The sequence below is a fragment of the Xylophilus sp. PBN-3R genome (assembly GCF_057747805.1).
The window spans coordinates 1,620,860-1,637,610 of the sequence record NZ_CM173225.1; the positions used below are offsets into that span (position 1 = coordinate 1,620,860).

Annotated in this window: 10 protein-coding genes, 2 tRNA genes, 3 rRNA genes and 1 pseudogene; 8 read left to right on the forward strand and 8 right to left on the reverse strand. The window is 59.3% G+C overall.

The window, feature by feature from the left end; translation table 11 throughout:
- Positions 1 to 4: 4 nt before the first annotated feature.
- A complete protein-coding gene (locus AC3ANW_RS07550; RefSeq protein ID WP_488344575.1) occupies positions 5 to 1,789 on the reverse strand; it encodes a putative bifunctional diguanylate cyclase/phosphodiesterase in 1,785 nt (594 codons plus the stop codon).
- A 185-nt stretch (positions 1,790 to 1,974) separates the two neighbouring features.
- On the opposite strand from AC3ANW_RS07550, the gene AC3ANW_RS07555 reads away from it, so the two are divergent.
- Together AC3ANW_RS07555 and AC3ANW_RS07560 are read left to right on the forward strand one after the other, a co-directional pair.
- Positions 1,975 to 2,775 carry a DNA/RNA non-specific endonuclease gene (locus AC3ANW_RS07555; RefSeq protein WP_488344576.1) on the forward strand — a complete coding sequence of 267 codons (801 nt, stop codon included), beginning with the start codon at positions 1,975 to 1,977 and terminating at the stop codon, positions 2,773 to 2,775.
- 116 nt (positions 2,776 to 2,891) lie between these two features.
- Positions 2,892 to 3,278 (forward strand): DUF3597 domain-containing protein, encoded by a 387-nt coding sequence (locus tag AC3ANW_RS07560; protein WP_488344577.1) that lies wholly within the window; start codon positions 2,892 to 2,894, stop codon positions 3,276 to 3,278.
- Between the two features lie 22 nt (positions 3,279 to 3,300).
- Here AC3ANW_RS07560 and AC3ANW_RS07565 read toward each other — a convergent pair whose 3' ends face one another.
- The gene (locus AC3ANW_RS07565) at positions 3,301 to 3,627 is read right to left on the reverse strand and encodes a hypothetical protein (RefSeq protein WP_488344578.1); all 327 of its coding nucleotides are present in this window, start codon (positions 3,625 to 3,627) and stop codon (positions 3,301 to 3,303) included.
- 132 nt (positions 3,628 to 3,759) lie between these two features.
- On the opposite strand from AC3ANW_RS07565, the gene AC3ANW_RS07570 reads away from it, so the two are divergent.
- Positions 3,760 to 4,446, forward strand: a complete 687-nt coding sequence (locus AC3ANW_RS07570; RefSeq protein WP_488344579.1) for an SOS response-associated peptidase — start codon at positions 3,760 to 3,762, stop codon at positions 4,444 to 4,446.
- A gap of 9 nt (positions 4,447 to 4,455) precedes the next feature.
- On the opposite strand, the gene AC3ANW_RS07575 is transcribed toward AC3ANW_RS07570, so the two are convergent.
- The 5 genes and pseudogenes from AC3ANW_RS07575 to paoA all read right to left on the reverse strand — a co-directional run bounded on the left by AC3ANW_RS07575 (position 4,456) and on the right by paoA (position 10,108).
- Positions 4,456 to 5,553: an ATP-binding protein gene (locus tag AC3ANW_RS07575; protein WP_488345378.1), complete on the reverse strand. Its 1,098-nt coding sequence runs from the start codon at positions 5,551 to 5,553 to the stop codon at positions 4,456 to 4,458.
- Positions 5,554 to 5,589: 36 nt separating this feature from the next.
- Positions 5,590 to 5,898 (reverse strand): annotated as a pseudogene (locus AC3ANW_RS07580) (PAS domain-containing protein); the annotation flags it as partial.
- A 349-nt stretch (positions 5,899 to 6,247) separates the two neighbouring features.
- Positions 6,248 to 8,464 carry an aldehyde oxidoreductase molybdenum-binding subunit PaoC gene (gene paoC, locus AC3ANW_RS07585; RefSeq protein WP_488344580.1) on the reverse strand — a complete coding sequence of 739 codons (2,217 nt, stop codon included), beginning with the start codon at positions 8,462 to 8,464 and terminating at the stop codon, positions 6,248 to 6,250.
- Positions 8,465 to 8,468: 4 nt separating this feature from the next.
- Positions 8,469 to 9,422: an FAD binding domain-containing protein gene (locus AC3ANW_RS07590; RefSeq protein WP_488344581.1), complete on the reverse strand. Its 954-nt coding sequence runs from the start codon at positions 9,420 to 9,422 to the stop codon at positions 8,469 to 8,471.
- Positions 9,419 to 10,108 carry an aldehyde dehydrogenase iron-sulfur subunit PaoA gene (paoA, locus tag AC3ANW_RS07595; RefSeq protein WP_488344582.1) on the reverse strand — a complete coding sequence of 230 codons (690 nt, stop codon included), beginning with the start codon at positions 10,106 to 10,108 and terminating at the stop codon, positions 9,419 to 9,421. The genes AC3ANW_RS07590 and paoA overlap by 4 nt, the downstream gene beginning before the upstream one ends.
- A gap of 971 nt (positions 10,109 to 11,079) precedes the next feature.
- Here paoA and AC3ANW_RS07600 point away from each other — a divergent pair.
- From AC3ANW_RS07600 to rrf, 5 genes are all read left to right on the forward strand, one after another.
- Positions 11,080 to 12,612: ribosomal RNA gene (locus tag AC3ANW_RS07600) — 16S ribosomal RNA — on the forward strand.
- A gap of 92 nt (positions 12,613 to 12,704) precedes the next feature.
- A tRNA-Ile gene (locus AC3ANW_RS07605) sits at positions 12,705 to 12,781 on the forward strand.
- Between the two features lie 43 nt (positions 12,782 to 12,824).
- A tRNA-Ala gene (locus AC3ANW_RS07610) sits at positions 12,825 to 12,900 on the forward strand.
- A gap of 385 nt (positions 12,901 to 13,285) precedes the next feature.
- Positions 13,286 to 16,164 (forward strand): 23S ribosomal RNA (locus tag AC3ANW_RS07615).
- Positions 16,165 to 16,297: 133 nt separating this feature from the next.
- Positions 16,298 to 16,410 (forward strand): 5S ribosomal RNA (rrf, locus tag AC3ANW_RS07620).
- Together the 16S, 23S and 5S rRNA genes with 2 tRNA genes alongside form the textbook arrangement of a ribosomal RNA operon.
- Before the next feature lie 78 nt (positions 16,411 to 16,488).
- On the opposite strand, the gene AC3ANW_RS07625 is transcribed toward rrf, so the two are convergent.
- Positions 16,489 to 16,740 carry an oxidoreductase-like domain-containing protein gene (locus AC3ANW_RS07625; RefSeq protein WP_488344583.1) on the reverse strand — a complete coding sequence of 84 codons (252 nt, stop codon included), beginning with the start codon at positions 16,738 to 16,740 and terminating at the stop codon, positions 16,489 to 16,491.
- Positions 16,741 to 16,751 lie beyond the last annotated feature (11 nt).

Sequence of the window (16,751 nt, forward strand, 5' to 3'; positions counted from 1 at the left end):
GCAGTCAGAGCTGCAGCAGGAACACGTCGTTCTGCCGCTTCATTTTGGCGAAAGCCAGCGCCGGCAGCAGCGGCCGGCTGACGTAGTAACCCTGGATCTCGTCGCAGCCGATCTCGATCAGCAGGTCGAAGATCGCGGCGGTTTCCACCCCTTCGGCCAGCATGCGGTAACCCAGCGTGTGGCCGAGCCGGATCATCGACTTCACGATGTCGAGCGCGCGTCCGTCGGTGTCGATGGGGCGGATCAGCGACTGGTCCAGCTTCAGCACCTCGGCCGGCAGGCTGTAGAGCGAGCCGAAATTGCAATAACCGCTGCCGAAATCGTCCAGTGCGATCTGGATGCCCAGGGCGCGTGCCTCATTGATGGCCTTCAGCGTCAGCTCGCCGGTCAGCGCCACGTTTTCGGTGCATTCCATCTGCAGTCGGGACGGCTGGATCTGGTGCAGCGTGAGGGCGTTCTGCAGCATCCGGATGAAGTCCGGGTCCTCCAGATTGCGCGCCGAGATGTTGATCGCGACACTCATCGTCAGTCCCTGGCCTTCCCATTCCTTCAGCTGCGCCAGCGCGGTGTGCAGCACCCATTCGGTGACAGGATGAATCAGCGACGTGTTCTCGACCAGCGGAATGAATTCGCCGGGCGGAATGTTGCCCATCGTCGGATGTTTCCAGCGCAGCAGCGCCTCGGCGCAGCGGAAACCCAGTGAATTCCGGTCGAGCTGGGGCTGGTAGACCAGCGAGAACTCACCGTGCGACATGGCATGCGGAACGGCCCGCAGCAGGCTGTATGAACGCTGGTGGTGGCGGTCGGCGTCGGCGTCGAAACGCGACACCTTGCCAGGCCGCGATTCGCGGTGATACAGCGCCGCCGTAGCCTGCCGCAGCGCGTCGTCGGCCTCGCCGGGCCGCAGGCGGAAAGACGCTGCGCCGATCCGCGGCTGCTGCTCGATCAGGAAGTCGTCCTGGCTTTCGAAGGGCTCGCGCACCTCGCGCAGCAGAGCCTTCAGAAAGGTTTCCTGGTCGTCTTCACCGGCATGCCGGATCAGCAGGGCCAGCCGCGTGATGCCCACGTGATAGACGGGCGAGACACCTTGCGCGAAATGCTGCAGGCGGCGGCCGGCGCTGCGCATCATGGCTTCGAGCGGCCTCATGCCCACCGCCCGCATCACGCTCAGCTGGGGCGCCGGGCCCATCAGTTCGAGCATCACCAGCATGCAGGGCGCGTCGGGTTCGGTCTGGCACAGGGCGTCCAGGTCGACGGCCAGCTGGGCCTGGTTGGGCAGGTGCGTAACGTCGTCCACCCGGCCGACCGCGCGCTGCAGTTCGATCTGCGTCACCACCAGGTCGGCCAGTTCCCGCAGCTGTTGCTGCTGCTTGTCGCTGAATCTGCGCGGCTTGCGGTCCAGCACACACAAACTTCCGACCACGTGCCCCGAACTCAGCCGCAGCGGCGCACCAGCGTAGAAACGAATGCCGCCCTCTGCGGTGACCAGCGAGTTGGCTACGAACCGCGGGTCGACCCGGGCATCGGGCACCACCAGTACGTGTGACGAACGGATGGTGTGGTCGCAGATGGCGTCTTCTCGGCAGGTGTCCGGGACGGTCACGCCCACCCGCGACATGAACCACTGACGCTCGGTGTCGACCAGGCTGATCAGTGCGATCGGCATGTTGAACAGGCTGGCTGCCAGTCGGGTGATCCGGTCGAAAGCCTCGGTCGGAGCGGTATCCAGCAGATTCAGGGAATGAAGGGCCTGCAGACGTTCTTGTTCGGATGAGAGCGCGTTCATCATTTCCGGATTATCTGGTGTGTTGCCAGACTAGTGACTGACCGTCACAACTTTCAAAGCTTAATCACATCGCTAGTGGTTTGTAAAACTCACCGCAGTTCGTGAGAGATGATCACGAGATGGCGAGTAAAAAAACACGGGCACACAGCCCGAAGGCGTGGATACGCAAGACAGCACTGGTTTTGGTCATGGGAGTGGTGGGGGCGCTGCAGGTGCCCGGTTGCAGCGTGATGCCATTCGATGCATCACCGGCCAACCCGACGGTGGCTATGAGGCAGGGCGCAGCGCCCGGCAGCGGCACCACCCGGAACTCCCGGAACATGCGGAACACCGGCACGGCCGCCGATTTTTCGGCCTGTCCGCAACATTTCCCGGGTTATGTGCCCGCCGTGCCCTGGCCGGGCCGGCAGCGCGCCCTCTGTTTCGACAGTTTCGCCGTGCTGTATTCGGGTGACAGCAAGACACCCGTGTACACGGTGGAGCGCCTGACCGCACGAACCGTGGCCGCGGCAAGGGACATCAAACGCATCGACAGGTTCTATCCCGAAGCCCGGTTGCCGTCGGCCGACCGTGCGCAACTGGCCGACTACGCCGGCAGCGGATACGACCGTGGCCACATGGCTCCCGCCGGCGACATGCCGACCGATGCCGCCAAGGCGCAGTCCTTTTCGCTGGCCAACATGGTTCCTCAGGCGCCCCAACTCAACCAGCACGACTGGAGCCAGATCGAACAGGCCACACGCAAATATGCGGCGCGGGCAGGTGGCGACCTGTTCGTTTTCACCGGCCCGGTCTTCGACCAGCAACCCGCAACCATCGGTACCGGCCGTGTATGGGTGCCCAGTCATACCTGGAAGGTGGTGATCAGCCGCGCCGCCGACCGGGTGTGGGCCTACTGGATGGAGAACAGCAACGGCAAACACAGCCTGCAGCCGATCTCCTATGCCGAGTTCAGCCGCAGGTCCGGGCTGGTGCTGTTGCAGGATTGAAGCCGGGTCGAATGGATTAGTGCGGACTAACGCCGCAGCTACGACTGGATGCATGGAAAGGACGTCCAGCGCCTAAGCTGAGCGTTCACCAACACGACTTTTGAAGGCAATCATCCATGGGCATTCTTTCGAACATCTTTTCCAAGATATTTCCGTCGGCACACGCAGCGCCGGCACCGGTGCCGTCTGCACCCACCCAGGTGGATGCAGTGCCGAATGCCGGCGCGGCCCCCACCGCACTCAATCAGGTCGACGTCGAGCAGGTTCTGAACGACATGGCTTCGAAGAACCCTGAAAAACTCAACTGGCGCACTTCCATCGTCGACCTGATGAAACTGCTGGGCCTGGACAGTTCACTCACCGCCCGCAAGGAACTGGCCAAGGAGCTGAATTACACCGGCGACACCAACGACTCGGCCAGCATGAACATCTGGCTGCACCGTCAGGTGATGAACAAGGTGGCGGCCAATGGCGGCAAGGTACCGGCCGACCTGAAGGACTGAGTTTCCTTGGCAGACGGGTGGGTTATTCGCCCATCGCAATCGCCTGGCCGACTGGGGCCAGGCGATTGATTTCGGTTTTGTGAGCGATGGCGACGCTTTCCATCTGCTGACATGCGACCCGCATCGCATGAAGCGTGTCGCCCGCCGGCTGCGATTGTTCGATGGCGTCCCAGCATTCGGCGACGGCCAGCCTTTCATCCACCAGCCGGCCGCCCGGGTGGTGGCCGGCCGCCCACATGAACACTGCGGTCGCCAGTCCGCACATCCCCGCCGTCACCAGAGACCGATGCCACAGCGGAGCGTCGGGTTCGAGCAAGGCATCGGCGCTGGTGTCGTTGACGGTGCTCATGGACTTCTCGTGGCGTGTTGTAGGGAATGGCGGAAATTTCGCCGCGCCGGCATGCCTGAAAAGTAGGCGAACTTCGCATGCGCGCTAAGGTGAATCGGAATTCCGGAATTCGGCTCGTCGACAATCGCTGCCATGTGTTCTCGCTACGAAGCCCCGCTCCGGCAATTGCTGCAATCGCGTTATCCGTCCGCCGCCATGCCGGAAGCCTGGGACGAGGTCGACATCTGGCCCGGTTATGTGGCGCCCTTCGTACGCCGCCCGCCAGAGCAGCGCACCGGCGGCGAAGCCGTGCCGGACCTCGAAGTGAAGGTGGGTAATTTCGGCCTCATCCCCGCCTGGTCCAGGGACGACACCATCGGTCGCCGCACCTATAACGCCCGCAGCGAAACTGTCGCCGAAAAACCCGCCTTCCGGGATGCATGGCGAAGGGCGCAGCACTGCATCATCCCGGCGGTCGGCATCTACGAACCCGACTGGCGCAGCGGCAAGGCAGTGCCCACCCGCATCAGCCGCACCGATGGCGATCTGCTGGGCATCGCCGGCCTGTACGAAATCCGCACCACGGCCGACGGCGAACTGGCCTACAGCTTCACCATGCTCACGCTGAACGCCGACACCCACGCAGTGTTCAACCAGCTGCACAAACCCGATCCCGCGCTACCCGCCGACCGGCAGGACAAGCGGATGGTCGCCATCCTGCCGCGCGGCCTTTATGCGGCGTGGCTGGACGCGCCGGCGTCACAGGGCATGGACTTCATGAAGATGTTCCCGGCCGCACGGCTGGTGTGCCACCAGCACGTATCGCCATTGGTGGGCTGAATCGACTGGTCAGGTGGGCAGGCCGCCAGATGCCGGCAGCAATATCGTCGCGGTGGTGCCCGCGCCCGGCGCGCTTTCGAGCAACAGAAGGCCGCTGGCCTTATCGGCAAACGCCCGCACCATCGCCAGGCCCATGCCGGCGCCCGGCCGGCCGGCCTTGGTCGTGAAAAAAGCCTCGCGGGCGCACAATAGGGTGTCGGCATCCATCCCGCAGCCGGTGTCGCTTACCCGGAAACCTACCATCGGCCGCGATGTCGGCAGCGCCGCCAGTTCGCTTCGGCGGGTATCGACCAGACCCAACACCAGGGCTCCGCCCTGGGGCATCGCTTCGCAGGCGTTGGCCAGTAGTTGGCGCAAGGCCATCTTCAAGCCGTCGGGGTCCACCTTCGCCCAGGCCATTTCGCCGGATGGGTCGGTGTCGAGCAGCAGCGTGACGCCGGGTCGGTCCGCCGTGCGTATCTCGTCGGCGCAGGCGTGCAGCATCAGGGCCAGGTTGACCAGGCGAGGCGCCGCCTGCGCGCTTTGCACCGCCGCCGACTGCGCATGCACCAGCGCCACCTCGAGCTCGGCGATGCGCGTCCTGGCGGCCAAAAGTGTTTTTTCAAGGTCGGCAATACGCGCTGCCTGCACGCTGGATTCACGGCTCAGCCGCTGCGCCGTGATGTCGTGCGCCGTGCCGTGCAGTGCGATCAGACGGCCGGAAGCCGGGTCGCGTTCGGCATTGGAGCGCGTCTCCATCCAGCCCTTGCGTCCGCTGCTGTGGATGTATTCCAGTTCGAGCGCATACGGTTCGCCGGTCGCCAGCATCCGGTTCACCGCCCGCTGCAGCAGCTTCCAGCTGGAAGGTGTGTACAGCCCGGGATGCTCGGCAAAACTCGGCGGCATCAGGCGCCGGTCGCGGCCAAAGATTTCGTACAGCGTGTTCGACCAGCTGGTGACGTCGGTGTCGATCTCCCATCGCCAAGTGCCCATCTCCCCGTATCTATGGGCCGGAAGGGCATGGAAATCCGGGTTCCGCTCCAGGGTGCTGATGCGACTGAACTGGTCCGCCAGCTGCCTGAAGGATTCCCAGGTGGTGGCATGTTCGGAGATTTCCGAGATCTGCATGGTGAATCCCACAACATCGCCATCGACGAGATGTGGCAGATAACACGTCATGCTGGTGCGGGCCACGCCGTCCGGGTGAACTGCAATACCCTCGAAATGCTGGGGTGCACCGCCGAGTGCAGCGCGAATATACGGCTCGTTCTCCCTGAAAAGGGTAGGCCCCAGAAGGTCTTTCAGGGAAGTGTGTATCAACTGCTCGAGACTAATGCCGAACCATCGGCTGAAGCCATTACCGGCAAACCAGCACTTCAAATCGGTGTCCCAATAAGCGTGCATGGACGCTTCTCCATTCCCGGCAATCCAGGGCGCGCCTGCTTGCGGGTCTGGATGGGGACGGATGGACATGGAAGCTCCGGAGCAATTCAGAAAAATCGGGTGCCGGAGTTTGCTGCGCACTGGCCGTTAGGGCAAGTTCATCCTTGCTTCAAGGCCCGCCCAACCCATTTTTGCTGAGTACTACGCACATCAGTCGAATGCCGTCGTGTAAATCCTCGGTGCCTCGTCGACATTCACGGCGGAGCGGCCAACTGTTAATCGCCATGAACCAGCGAACATATTTTCCACCGGAGGGTTTTGGCTCGGGTTCCGGCGTTGTCCGGCTCGGGCACAAAGTGTTGAACGGGACGCCGAACCCGGCTGAGCTTTTCCTGCGCGGCGGCGGAATTTGTTTCATAAACCCCGCCGCGACCTTCCGTCAGGCAGCCCTTTTGGTCGGCTGTCCCAGTTGTCCGATGATCTTGTCCAGCGTCAGCGGATATTCGCGGATCCGTACCCCGCAGGCGTTGTAGACCGCGTTTGCAATCGCCGCCGCACTTCCGCACAGGCCCAGTTCGCCGATGCCCTTGGCCTTCATGGGCGAGGACTTGTCGTCCACTTCGTCCATGAAAAACACGTCCTGCGCGGGCACGTCGGCATGCACCGGCACCTGGTATTCGGCCAAGTCGTGGTTGACGAAATAACCGAACCGTTTGTCGACGACGGCTTCCTCCATCAGCGCCGCACCGAGACCCATGGTCATCGCGCCGATCACCTGGCTGCGTGCCGTCTTGGGATTCAGGATGCGGCCAGCGGCAAACGCCCCGCTCATGCGGCGCACGCGGATTTCACCGGTCGCGGAATCCACCGCCACTTCGGCGAAATGCGCGCCGAAGGTGGACTGTGCATATTTCTTGTCCAGGTCGCCGAACTCGATGGAATCTTCGGCCGACATGCCTTCCTTTCCTGCCAGGTCGGCCAGCGACATGGCCTTCCCGTCGTGCAGCAGCTTGCCGGATTCGAAAATGGTGTCTTCAGGCTTGAAACCCGCCTTTTTCGCCAGCGCCTCGCGCAGCTTGAAACAGGCGGCGTAGACACCGGAGGTGGAGCTGTTGCCGCCGAACTGGCCGCCCGAACCGGACGACACCGGATAGGCCGAATCGCCGAGTTTCACCTGCACCTGCTCCAGGGGCACACCCATCATTTCAGCGGCGGTCTGGCCGATGATGGTGTAGCTGCCGGTGCCGATGTCGGTCATGTCGGTCATGACGGTGACGGTGCCGCGTGCATCGACGGCCACCTTGGCGCCGGACTTGACGACCAGGTTGCCTCGGAAAGCGCTGGCCATGCCGTAGCCGATGAGCCAGCGGCCTTCGCGCACCTGGCCGGGCGTTGCCTTGCGGCGGTCCCAGCCGAAACGCTGGGCGCCCACCTTCAGGCAACCGATGAAGTCGCGGTGCGAGAACGGACGCTCGGGTTTCTCGGGGTCGACCTGCGTGTCGTTGGCAATGCGCAAGTCGACCGGATCCATGTCCAAGGCGACGGCCAGTTCGTCCATGGCGATCTCGAGCGCCATCAGGCCAGGGGCCTCGCCGGGTGCGCGCATCGAGTTGCCTTCCGGCAAGTCGAGCGTGGCCAGCCGGTGCGACGTCATGCGGTTGGCGCCGGCATACAGCAGACGGGTCTGCATCGATGCGGTTTCTGGTTTGCCCTTGGGCAGATTGCCGGACCAGGTCTCGTGGGCGATAGCGGTGATCTTGCCGTCGTTGCCGGCGCCGATACGGATGCGCTGGATGGTGGCCGGCCGGTGGCTGGTGTTATTGACGATCTGCGGACGGGCTAGCGCCACCTTCACCGGGCGGCCGGCTGCGCGCGCGGCCACGGCAGCCATGATCGAATCGCTGCGGATCCACAGCTTGCCACCGAAACCGCCGCCCACGTAAGACGAGATGACATGGAAATGGCTCTTGGGCAGGCCGAAGATCTCCGCCAGATCGCGGCAGGCCCAGGCGATCATCTGATTCGAAGTCCACAGCGTGAGCTTGTCGCCTTCCCAGCTGGCGATGCTGGCGAAGGGTTCCATCGCGCTGTGGCTCTGGTCGGGTGTTGTGTAGGTGTGGTCGACCTTCACCGAGGCCCGGGCAAAGGCGCCGTCGAAGTCACCGACGGCGGTGTCGGCCGGATCCTTGCCCATGTCGGGCTTGACGGCGGAAGCCTTGGCGAAGGCCAGGTCGAACTTGCCTTGCGCAGTTTCGTACTGCACGTCGATCAGCTTGGCCGCGGAGCGGGCCTGTTCGAAGGTTTCGGCGACCACGATGGCGACAGCCTGATCGAAGTGGTCGACCTCGGGGCCGGCCATCAGCTTGGCGGGAATGGCCTTGGCGGTGCCGACCTTCATGGCGTTTTGATAGGTAACGACCTGCAGTACGCCAGGCGCCGCCTTGGCGGCGGTGAAATCGATGCTCTTGATGCGCCCTTTGGCGATGGCTGCGCCCAACACCACGCCGTAGGCCTGGTTGGGCACCACGTCATGGCGTTCGTAGGCGTAGGGGGCGGTGCCGGTGGTCTTGCGCGGGCCGTCGATGCGGTCGTGCGGATGGCCGATGACCCGCAGGCGGTCGATCGGGTTTTGAATGGCGGGGGTATCGAATTTCATGGCTTCAGGCCCTCGCTGCGTTGGCTTCGTTCAGTACGGATTCAAGCGTGCGCTGCACCAGCACCGGCTTGTAGGCGTTGTGGGCGCTGGTGCGTGCGCCGGCCAGCGTAGCGTCGGAAATGGCTTGCGAACCGCGCAGCTTTTCAGCAGCTTCGACACGCCAGGGTTTGGCGGCCAGGCCGCCATAGGCAAAACGGCCGCTGCCGTCGGGCTGCACCACGGCGGCTACGGATACCAGGGCGAACGCATAGCTGGCCCGGTCGCGCACCTTGCGGTAGATATGCTGGCCGCCGAGCGGGGCGGGGAGGGTGACCGAGGTGATCATTTCATCGGCCTGCAGGTCCGTCTCTATATGCGGGGTGTTGCCGGGCAGGCGGTGGAAGTCGGCGATGGGGATCGTGCGTTGACTGCCATCGGCACGCACGGTCTCGACCTTGGCGTCCAGAACCCGCATGGCGACGGCCATGTCGCTCGGGTGTGTGGCCAGGCAATCCTTGCTGGTGCCCATGACCGCCAGATTGCGGTCGAAGCCGCCCATGGCGGCGCAACCGGTGCCGGGCCGCCGCTTGTTGCAGGGTTTGGTGGTGTCGTAGAAATAAGGGCAACGTGTGCGCTGCAGCAGGTTGCCGGCGGTGGTCGCCTTGTTGCGCAATTGACCTGATGCACCGGCCACCAGCGCGCGCGTGAGCACGCCGTATTGCTGCCGCACACGGCTGTGCGATGCCAGGTCGGTGTTGCGTACCAGTGCGCCTATGCGGATGCCGCCGTCGGCCGTGTCCTCGATGCGGTCCAGACCCAGGCGGTTGATGTCAATCAGGTGGGTGGGCGTCTCGATCTGCAGTTTCATCAGATCGAGCAGATTGGTGCCGCCGGCAATCAGCTTGGCGTTGGGCTTGGCCGCCAGCGCGGCTGCGGCTGCGGCGGGGGAGGCTGCACGTTCGTAGGTGAAGGCTTTCATGCTTGCGCTCCCGACACTTCCTGGATGGCGTCCAGGATGTTGGAATAGGCGCCACAGCGGCAGATGTTGCCGCTCATGCGCTCCTTGATCTCCTCAGGGCTTGCTTTCTGCAGGCCGGTGATATCGACCGTGACGTGGCTGGGTACACCGGCCTTGATTTCCTTCAGGGTGCCCACGGCCGAGCAGATCTGCCCGGGCGTGCAGTAGCCGCATTGAAAACCGTCGTGCTTGACGAACGCAGCCTGCAGCGGATGCAGGTTGCCAGGACGGCCCAAACCTTCGATGGTGGTGACTTCGTCGCCTTCGTGCATCACTGCCAGCGTCAGGCAGCTGTTGATGCGCGTGCCGTTGACCATCACCGTGCAGGCTCCGCACTGGCCGTGGTCGCAACCTTTCTTGGTGCCGGTGAGCTGCACATGTTCACGCAGCGCATCGAGCAGGCTGGTGCGCGGATCGAGTTTCAGCGTGTGGTTACGCCCGTTGATGGTCAGGGTGACCGGCATGCTGGGGACGATGTCGAGGTCGGGGACGGCGGGGTTTTTTGTCATGGCGCTGCTGGTGTTGGGGGCGAGCGACTGCGCTCGGGCGGGTGCTGACACCACCATAGCGCCGGCTGCAGTGCCGACACCGGAGGCCAGCACGGTGCGTCGCGAGACTTCCGTGCTCAGGGTTTCGTGCGGGGTCATCGTGGGGTCCTTTCTAGGGCCGCTGGTTGTGCAAGGACTCTATGGGCCTGAAGCGCGCGCGGATGTAGGACGCTTCCCAGCGGTGCCCGAAGCCAAAAACCCGGCGCTGACGGGTGCAGATTGGCTGAACGGCGCGCCGCGGCAGATAAAAACCGTCGCATTGATCTCAAGGCCCGGGGCCGCTGCCGCAGGGGATCGGAGGACCACGGTGGGCGTCAAACAGGAAAGCGAAGGGATGCGCTGCCGGCTGCGCTTGTCGCCCCCGATTGCCTGTCGACCGAAAGCCGCCCCGGCGAACCCCACACCACAGGCCATGCCGCGCAAACATGTTTTTGATCGACAACCGCATCAACCTGGAAACTGGATCTTGGCGCCGGAGATGCCAACCAAGCTGGGATGTATGTCGGGCGACCGCGCGCTGTCTTCGTAAGGCATCAAGAGTTTCGGAGCGCGTCTAACGCTACTAGAGGATGACGGTGTGAGAAGTTGTGTTATAGTCGCCGGCTCAGCTGCTGAGGGGCGTTCTCAACGACGCCGCTTTGCCAGCAGATTCGATCGGCCCCTTGGGGCTGGGTTGCGGATTTCGGTTTGATGGTTTTGGTGGTGGTTCAAAAAGAATTTGCTGCCAAGTTGACCGGATCGAAAAAAGCGGTATAGAATTCGAGGCTCTGCTGAAAACGGTAACTGTCAAGTTGCTGCTTCGGTAGATCAAAAAAAGTTTGACACTCTTTTAAAAAACGTGTTAGAATTTGAGGCTCAGCTGATCGCAGCTAAGCAAGCAAAACAAATCACTTCGGTGGTTTTGTTTTGAGGATCCTTAAAAAATTACAGCCGATAAGCGTGGGCGTTTGAGAGGCAGGTTTGCCAAGGTTCACAGAACCAGAGACTCTTTGTTGAGTCTCATCAAACGCTCATGAGAATAGAAGTGAAGTCACTTCAATTCCGTTTTTATGAGTAAAACAATCAAGATCGAACTGTAGAGTTTGATCCTGGCTCAGATTGAACGCTGGCGGCATGCCTTACACATGCAAGTCGAACGGTAACAGGTCTTCGGATGCTGACGAGTGGCGAACGGGTGAGTAATACATCGGAACGTGCCCGATCGTGGGGGATAACGCAGCGAAAGCTGTGCTAATACCGCATACGATCTACGGATGAAAGCGGGGGATCGCAAGACCTCGCGCGGACGGAGCGGCCGATGGCAGATTAGGTAGTTGGTGGGGTAAAGGCTCACCAAGCCTTCGATCTGTAGCTGGTCTGAGAGGACGACCAGCCACACTGGGACTGAGACACGGCCCAGACTCCTACGGGAGGCAGCAGTGGGGAATTTTGGACAATGGGCGCAAGCCTGATCCAGCCATGCCGCGTGCAGGATGAAGGCCTTCGGGTTGTAAACTGCTTTTGTACGGAACGAAAAGGTCTGCCCGAATACGGTGGGCCCATGACGGTACCGTAAGAATAAGCACCGGCTAACTACGTGCCAGCAGCCGCGGTAATACGTAGGGTGCAAGCGTTAATCGGAATTACTGGGCGTAAAGCGTGCGCAGGCGGTAATGTAAGACAGATGTGAAATCCCCGGGCTCAACCTGGGAACTGCATTTGTGACTGCATTGCTGGAGTGCGGCAGAGGGGGATGGAATTCCGCGTGTAGCAGTGAAATGCGTAGATATGCGGAGGAACACCGATGGCGAAGGCAATCCCCTGGGCCTGCACTGACGCTCATGCACGAAAGCGTGGGGAGCAAACAGGATTAGATACCCTGGTAGTCCACGCCCTAAACGATGTCAACTGGTTGTTGGGTCTTCATTGACTCAGTAACGAAGCTAACGCGTGAAGTTGACCGCCTGGGGAGTACGGCCGCAAGGTTGAAACTCAAAGGAATTGACGGGGACCCGCACAAGCGGTGGATGATGTGGTTTAATTCGATGCAACGCGAAAAACCTTACCCACCTTTGACATGTACGGAACTCGCCAGAGATGGCTTGGTGCTCGAAAGAGAGCCGTAACACAGGTGCTGCATGGCTGTCGTCAGCTCGTGTCGTGAGATGTTGGGTTAAGTCCCGCAACGAGCGCAACCCTTGTCATTAGTTGCTACATTCAGTTGGGCACTCTAATGAGACTGCCGGTGATAAACCGGAGGAAGGTGGGGATGACGTCAAGTCCTCATGGCCCTTATAGGTGGGGCTACACACGTCATACAATGGCTGGTACAGAGGGTTGCCAACCCGCGAGGGGGAGCTAATCCCATAAAGCCAGTCGTAGTCCGGATCGCAGTCTGCAACTCGACTGCGTGAAGTCGGAATCGCTAGTAATCGCGGATCAGAATGTCGCGGTGAATACGTTCCCGGGTCTTGTACACACCGCCCGTCACACCATGGGAGCGGGTTCTGCCAGAAGTAGGTAGCCTAACCGTAAGGAGGGCGCTTACCACGGCAGGGTTCGTGACTGGGGTGAAGTCGTAACAAGGTAGCCGTATCGGAAGGTGCGGCTGGATCACCTCCTTTCTGGAAAAACTAGCAAGCTTTTGCGTTATTGAACGCCCACACTTATCGGTTGTTGGAAGAAGTCGAGGAATCGACGTCGAGAGTAGACAAATGGGTCTGTAGCTCAGCTGGTTAGAGCACTGTGTTGATAACGCAGGGGTCGTTGGTTCGAGCCCAACTAGACCCACCATTGTTTGCGGCGGGCGTGGATTTGAGACGAGGAAAGAATACCCGGGGGATTAGCTCAGCTGGGAGAGCACCTGCTTTGCAAGCAGGGGGTCGTCGGTTCGATCCCGTCATCCTCCACCATTGGGTGATCTGGTGTACAGGTGACTCAGGGGTGATTCGAAGTAAAAGCCAACAGCGGTACTTGTTTAGTTTGAATATATAATTCAACACCAAAGCAGCTTTGCGAGAGGCTGTTTTGTTGTTGATCGCGATAGTGCGATTGATCGGCTGTTCTTTAAAAATTCATAGAGTCGAATCAGCGCTGCTGATGGAAAGAAGGACCGAGGTTCTTCACCGTGCCATCAGCAGCATGAATTTTTGATTGCGTCAAAACGAATATTCAGACCAAGTCTGGAATTCAAATGTATCGATCCGCAAGGGTCATACGGCATAACGCGCCAGGTGAAAGACCTGGCAATTCCTTGAAACGACGGCGGTGTTTCGATAAGAAACGTCAAAGTTATAGGGTCAAGTGAATAAGAGCATGTGGTGGATGCCTTGGCGATGATAGGCGAAGAAGGACGTGATAGCCTGCGATAAGCTTCGGGGAGCTGGCAAATTAGCTTTGATCCGGAGATTTCCGAATGGGGAAACCCACCCTTTTAGGGTATCGCATGATGAATACATAGTCATGCGAGGCGAACCGGGTGAACTGAAACATCTCAGTAGCTCGAGGAAAAGACATCAACCGAGATTCCGAAAGTAGTGGCGAGCGAAATCGGAAGAGCCTGTCAGTGATAGCACGACTGTTAGCAAAATGATCTGGAAAGGTCGGCCATAGCAGGTGATAGCCCTGTATGCGAAAACAGACGTGTGGTACTAAGTTGACGACAAGTAGGGCGGGACACGTGTAATCCTGTCTGAATATGGGGGGACCATCCTCCAAGGCTAAATACTCATCATCGACCGATAGTGAACTAGTACCGTGAGGGAAAGGCGAAAAGAACCCCGGGAGGGGAGTGAAATAGATCCTGAAACCGCATGCTTACAAAAAGTAGGAGCCCGCAAGGGTGACTGCGTACCTTTTGTATAATGGGTCAGCGACTTACATTCAGTGGCAAGGTTAACCGAATAGGGAAGCCGTAGAGAAATCGAGTCCGAATAGGGCGTCCAGTCGCTGGGTGTAGACCCGAAACCAAGTGATCTATCCATGGCCAGGATGAAGGTGCCGTAACAGGTACTGGAGGTCCGAACCGACTAGTGTTGCAAAACTAGCGGATGAGCTGTGGATAGGGGTGAAAGGCTAAACAAACTTGGAAATAGCTGGTTCTCTCCGAAAACTATTTAGGTAGTGCCTCGCGTATTACCTTCGGGGGTAGAGCACTGTTTTGGCTAGGGGGTCATGGCGACTTACCAACCCAAGGCAAACTCCGAATACCGAAGAGTACAGCGCGGGAGACAGAGCACCGGGTGCTAACGTCCGGACTCAAGAGGGAAACAACCCAGACCGCCAGCTAAGGTCCCTAAAATTGGCTAAGTGGGAAACGAAGTGGGAAGGCTAAAACAGTCAGGATGTTGGCTTAGAAGCAGCCATCATTTAAAGAAAGCGTAATAGCTCACTGATCGAGTCGTCCTGCGCGGAAGATGTAACGGGGCTAAGCCAGTTACCGAAGCTGCGGATGTGCAATTTATTGCACGTGGTAGGAGAGCGTTCTGTAGGCCTGTGAAGGTGTCTTGTAAAGGATGCTGGAGGTATCAGAAGTGCGAATGCTGACATGAGTAGCGTTAAAGGGGGTGAAAAGCCCCCTCGCCGTAAGCGCAAGGTTTTCTACGCAACGTTCATCGGCGTAGAGTGAGTCGGCCCCTAAGGCGAGGCAGAGATGCGTAGCTGATGGGAAACAGGTCAATATTCCTGTACCGATCAATAGTGCGATGTGGGGACGGAGAAGGTTAGCTCAGCCAACTGTTGGACATGTTGGTTCAAGCCTGTAGTCGTGCCTGGTAGGCAAATCCGCCGGGCTTAGATGAGGGGTGATAACGAGTCTGCTTACAGACGAAGTGAGTGATACCCTGCTTCCAGGAAAAGCCACTAAGCTTCAGCTATTGACGACCGTACCGCAAACCGACACTGGTGCGCGAGATGAGTATTCTAAGGCGCTTGAGAGAACTCGGGAGAAGGAACTCGGCAAATTGACACCGTAACTTCGGAAGAAGGTGTGCCTTTAGTAGGTGAAGGGATTTACTCCTGGAGCTGAGAAAGGTTGCAAAAAATCGGTGGCTGCGACTGTTTATTAAAAACACAGCACTCTGCAAACACGAAAGTGGACGTATAGGGTGTGACGCCTGCCCGGTGCTGGAAGATTAAATGATGGGGTGCAAGCTCTTGATTGAAGTCCCAGTAAACGGCGGCCGTAACTATAACGGTCCTAAGGTAGCGAAATTCCTTGTCGGGTAAGTTCCGACCTGCACGAATGGCGTAACGATGGCCACACTGTCTCCTCCCGAGACTCAGCGAAGTTGAAATGTTTGTGATGATGCAATCTCCCCGCGGAAAGACGGAAAGACCCCATGAACCTTTACTGTAGCTTTGTATTGGACTTTGAACGGATCTGTGTAGGATAGGTGGGAGGCTTTGAAGCAGGGTCGCTAGATCTTGTGGAGCCAACGTTGAAATACCACCCTGGTGCGTTTGAGGTTCTAACCTAGGTCCATTATCTGGATCGGGGACAGTGCATGGTAGGCAGTTTGACTGGGGCGGTCTCCTCCCAAAGCGTAACGGAGGAGTTCGAAGGTACGCTAGTTACGGTCGGACATCGTGACGATAGTGCAATGGCATAAGCGTGCTTAACTGCGAGACTGACAAGTCGAGCAGATGCGAAAGCAGGACATAGTGATCCGGTGGTTCTGTATGGAAGGGCCATCGCTCAACGGATAAAAGGTACTCTGGGGATAACAGGCTGATACCGCCCAAGAGTTCATATCGACGGCGGTGTTTGGCACCTCGATGTCGGCTCATCTCATCCTGGGGCTGTAGCCGGTCCCAAGGGTATGGCTGTTCGCCATTTAAAGAGGTACGTGAGCTGGGTTTAAAACGTCGTGAGACAGTTTGGTCCCTATCTTCCGTGGGCGCTGCAGATTTGAGGAAGCCTGTTCCTAGTACGAGAGGACCGGAGTGGACGCACCTCTGGTGTATCGGTTGTCACGCCAGTGGCATTGCCGAGTAGCTAAGTGCGGAAGAGATAACCGCTGAAAGCATCTAAGCGGGAAACTCGTTTCAAGATGAGATCTGCCGGGGCCTTGAGCCCCCTGAAGAGTCGTTCTAGACCAGGACGTTGATAGGTCAGGTGTGGAAGCGCAGTAATGCGTTAAGCTAACTGATACTAATTGCTCGTGCGGCTTGACCCTATAACTTTGATAGCCCCCCCCAAAGGGAAACAGCTTCAAGGTGTTATGCCAAGACGTAATCAAAATATAAGCTGATTCCAAACTCTATGAATTCGCCGTCCTGAACTCAACAGCAGGACAGCAACCCTTTATGCCTGATGACCATAGCGAGTTGGTACCACTCCTTCCCATCCCGAACAGGACAGTGAAACGACTCCGCGCCGATGATAGTGCGGGTTCCCGTGTGAAAGTAGGTCATCGTCAGGCTCTTACAGCCAGCAATACCCCTCAGTCGAAAGATTGAGGGGTTTTGTCTTTGGGGGAACGGAAAGTCTAGGTTTGTGGTTATCGGCTTGATGCAAGCCGCGATATCGCATCTTCTTGCCACCACCCTACTGCGGCAAAATATCCTTCCCATACGCAGCCATTGCAGCCACGCCCACAGCAACTGGTGGGCTCGGGCGGCGCTTCTCGAAAATCGCCAACGCCAGCCGTCTCTAATTGCTGAGACAGGTGGCGGATCATGTCTCGCGCAGACTGCGCGTCAGTTATCAAAAAGAGGTTCACCCGAGGAATCTTAAAGGACGTGTTACGCATATTCAGCGGTG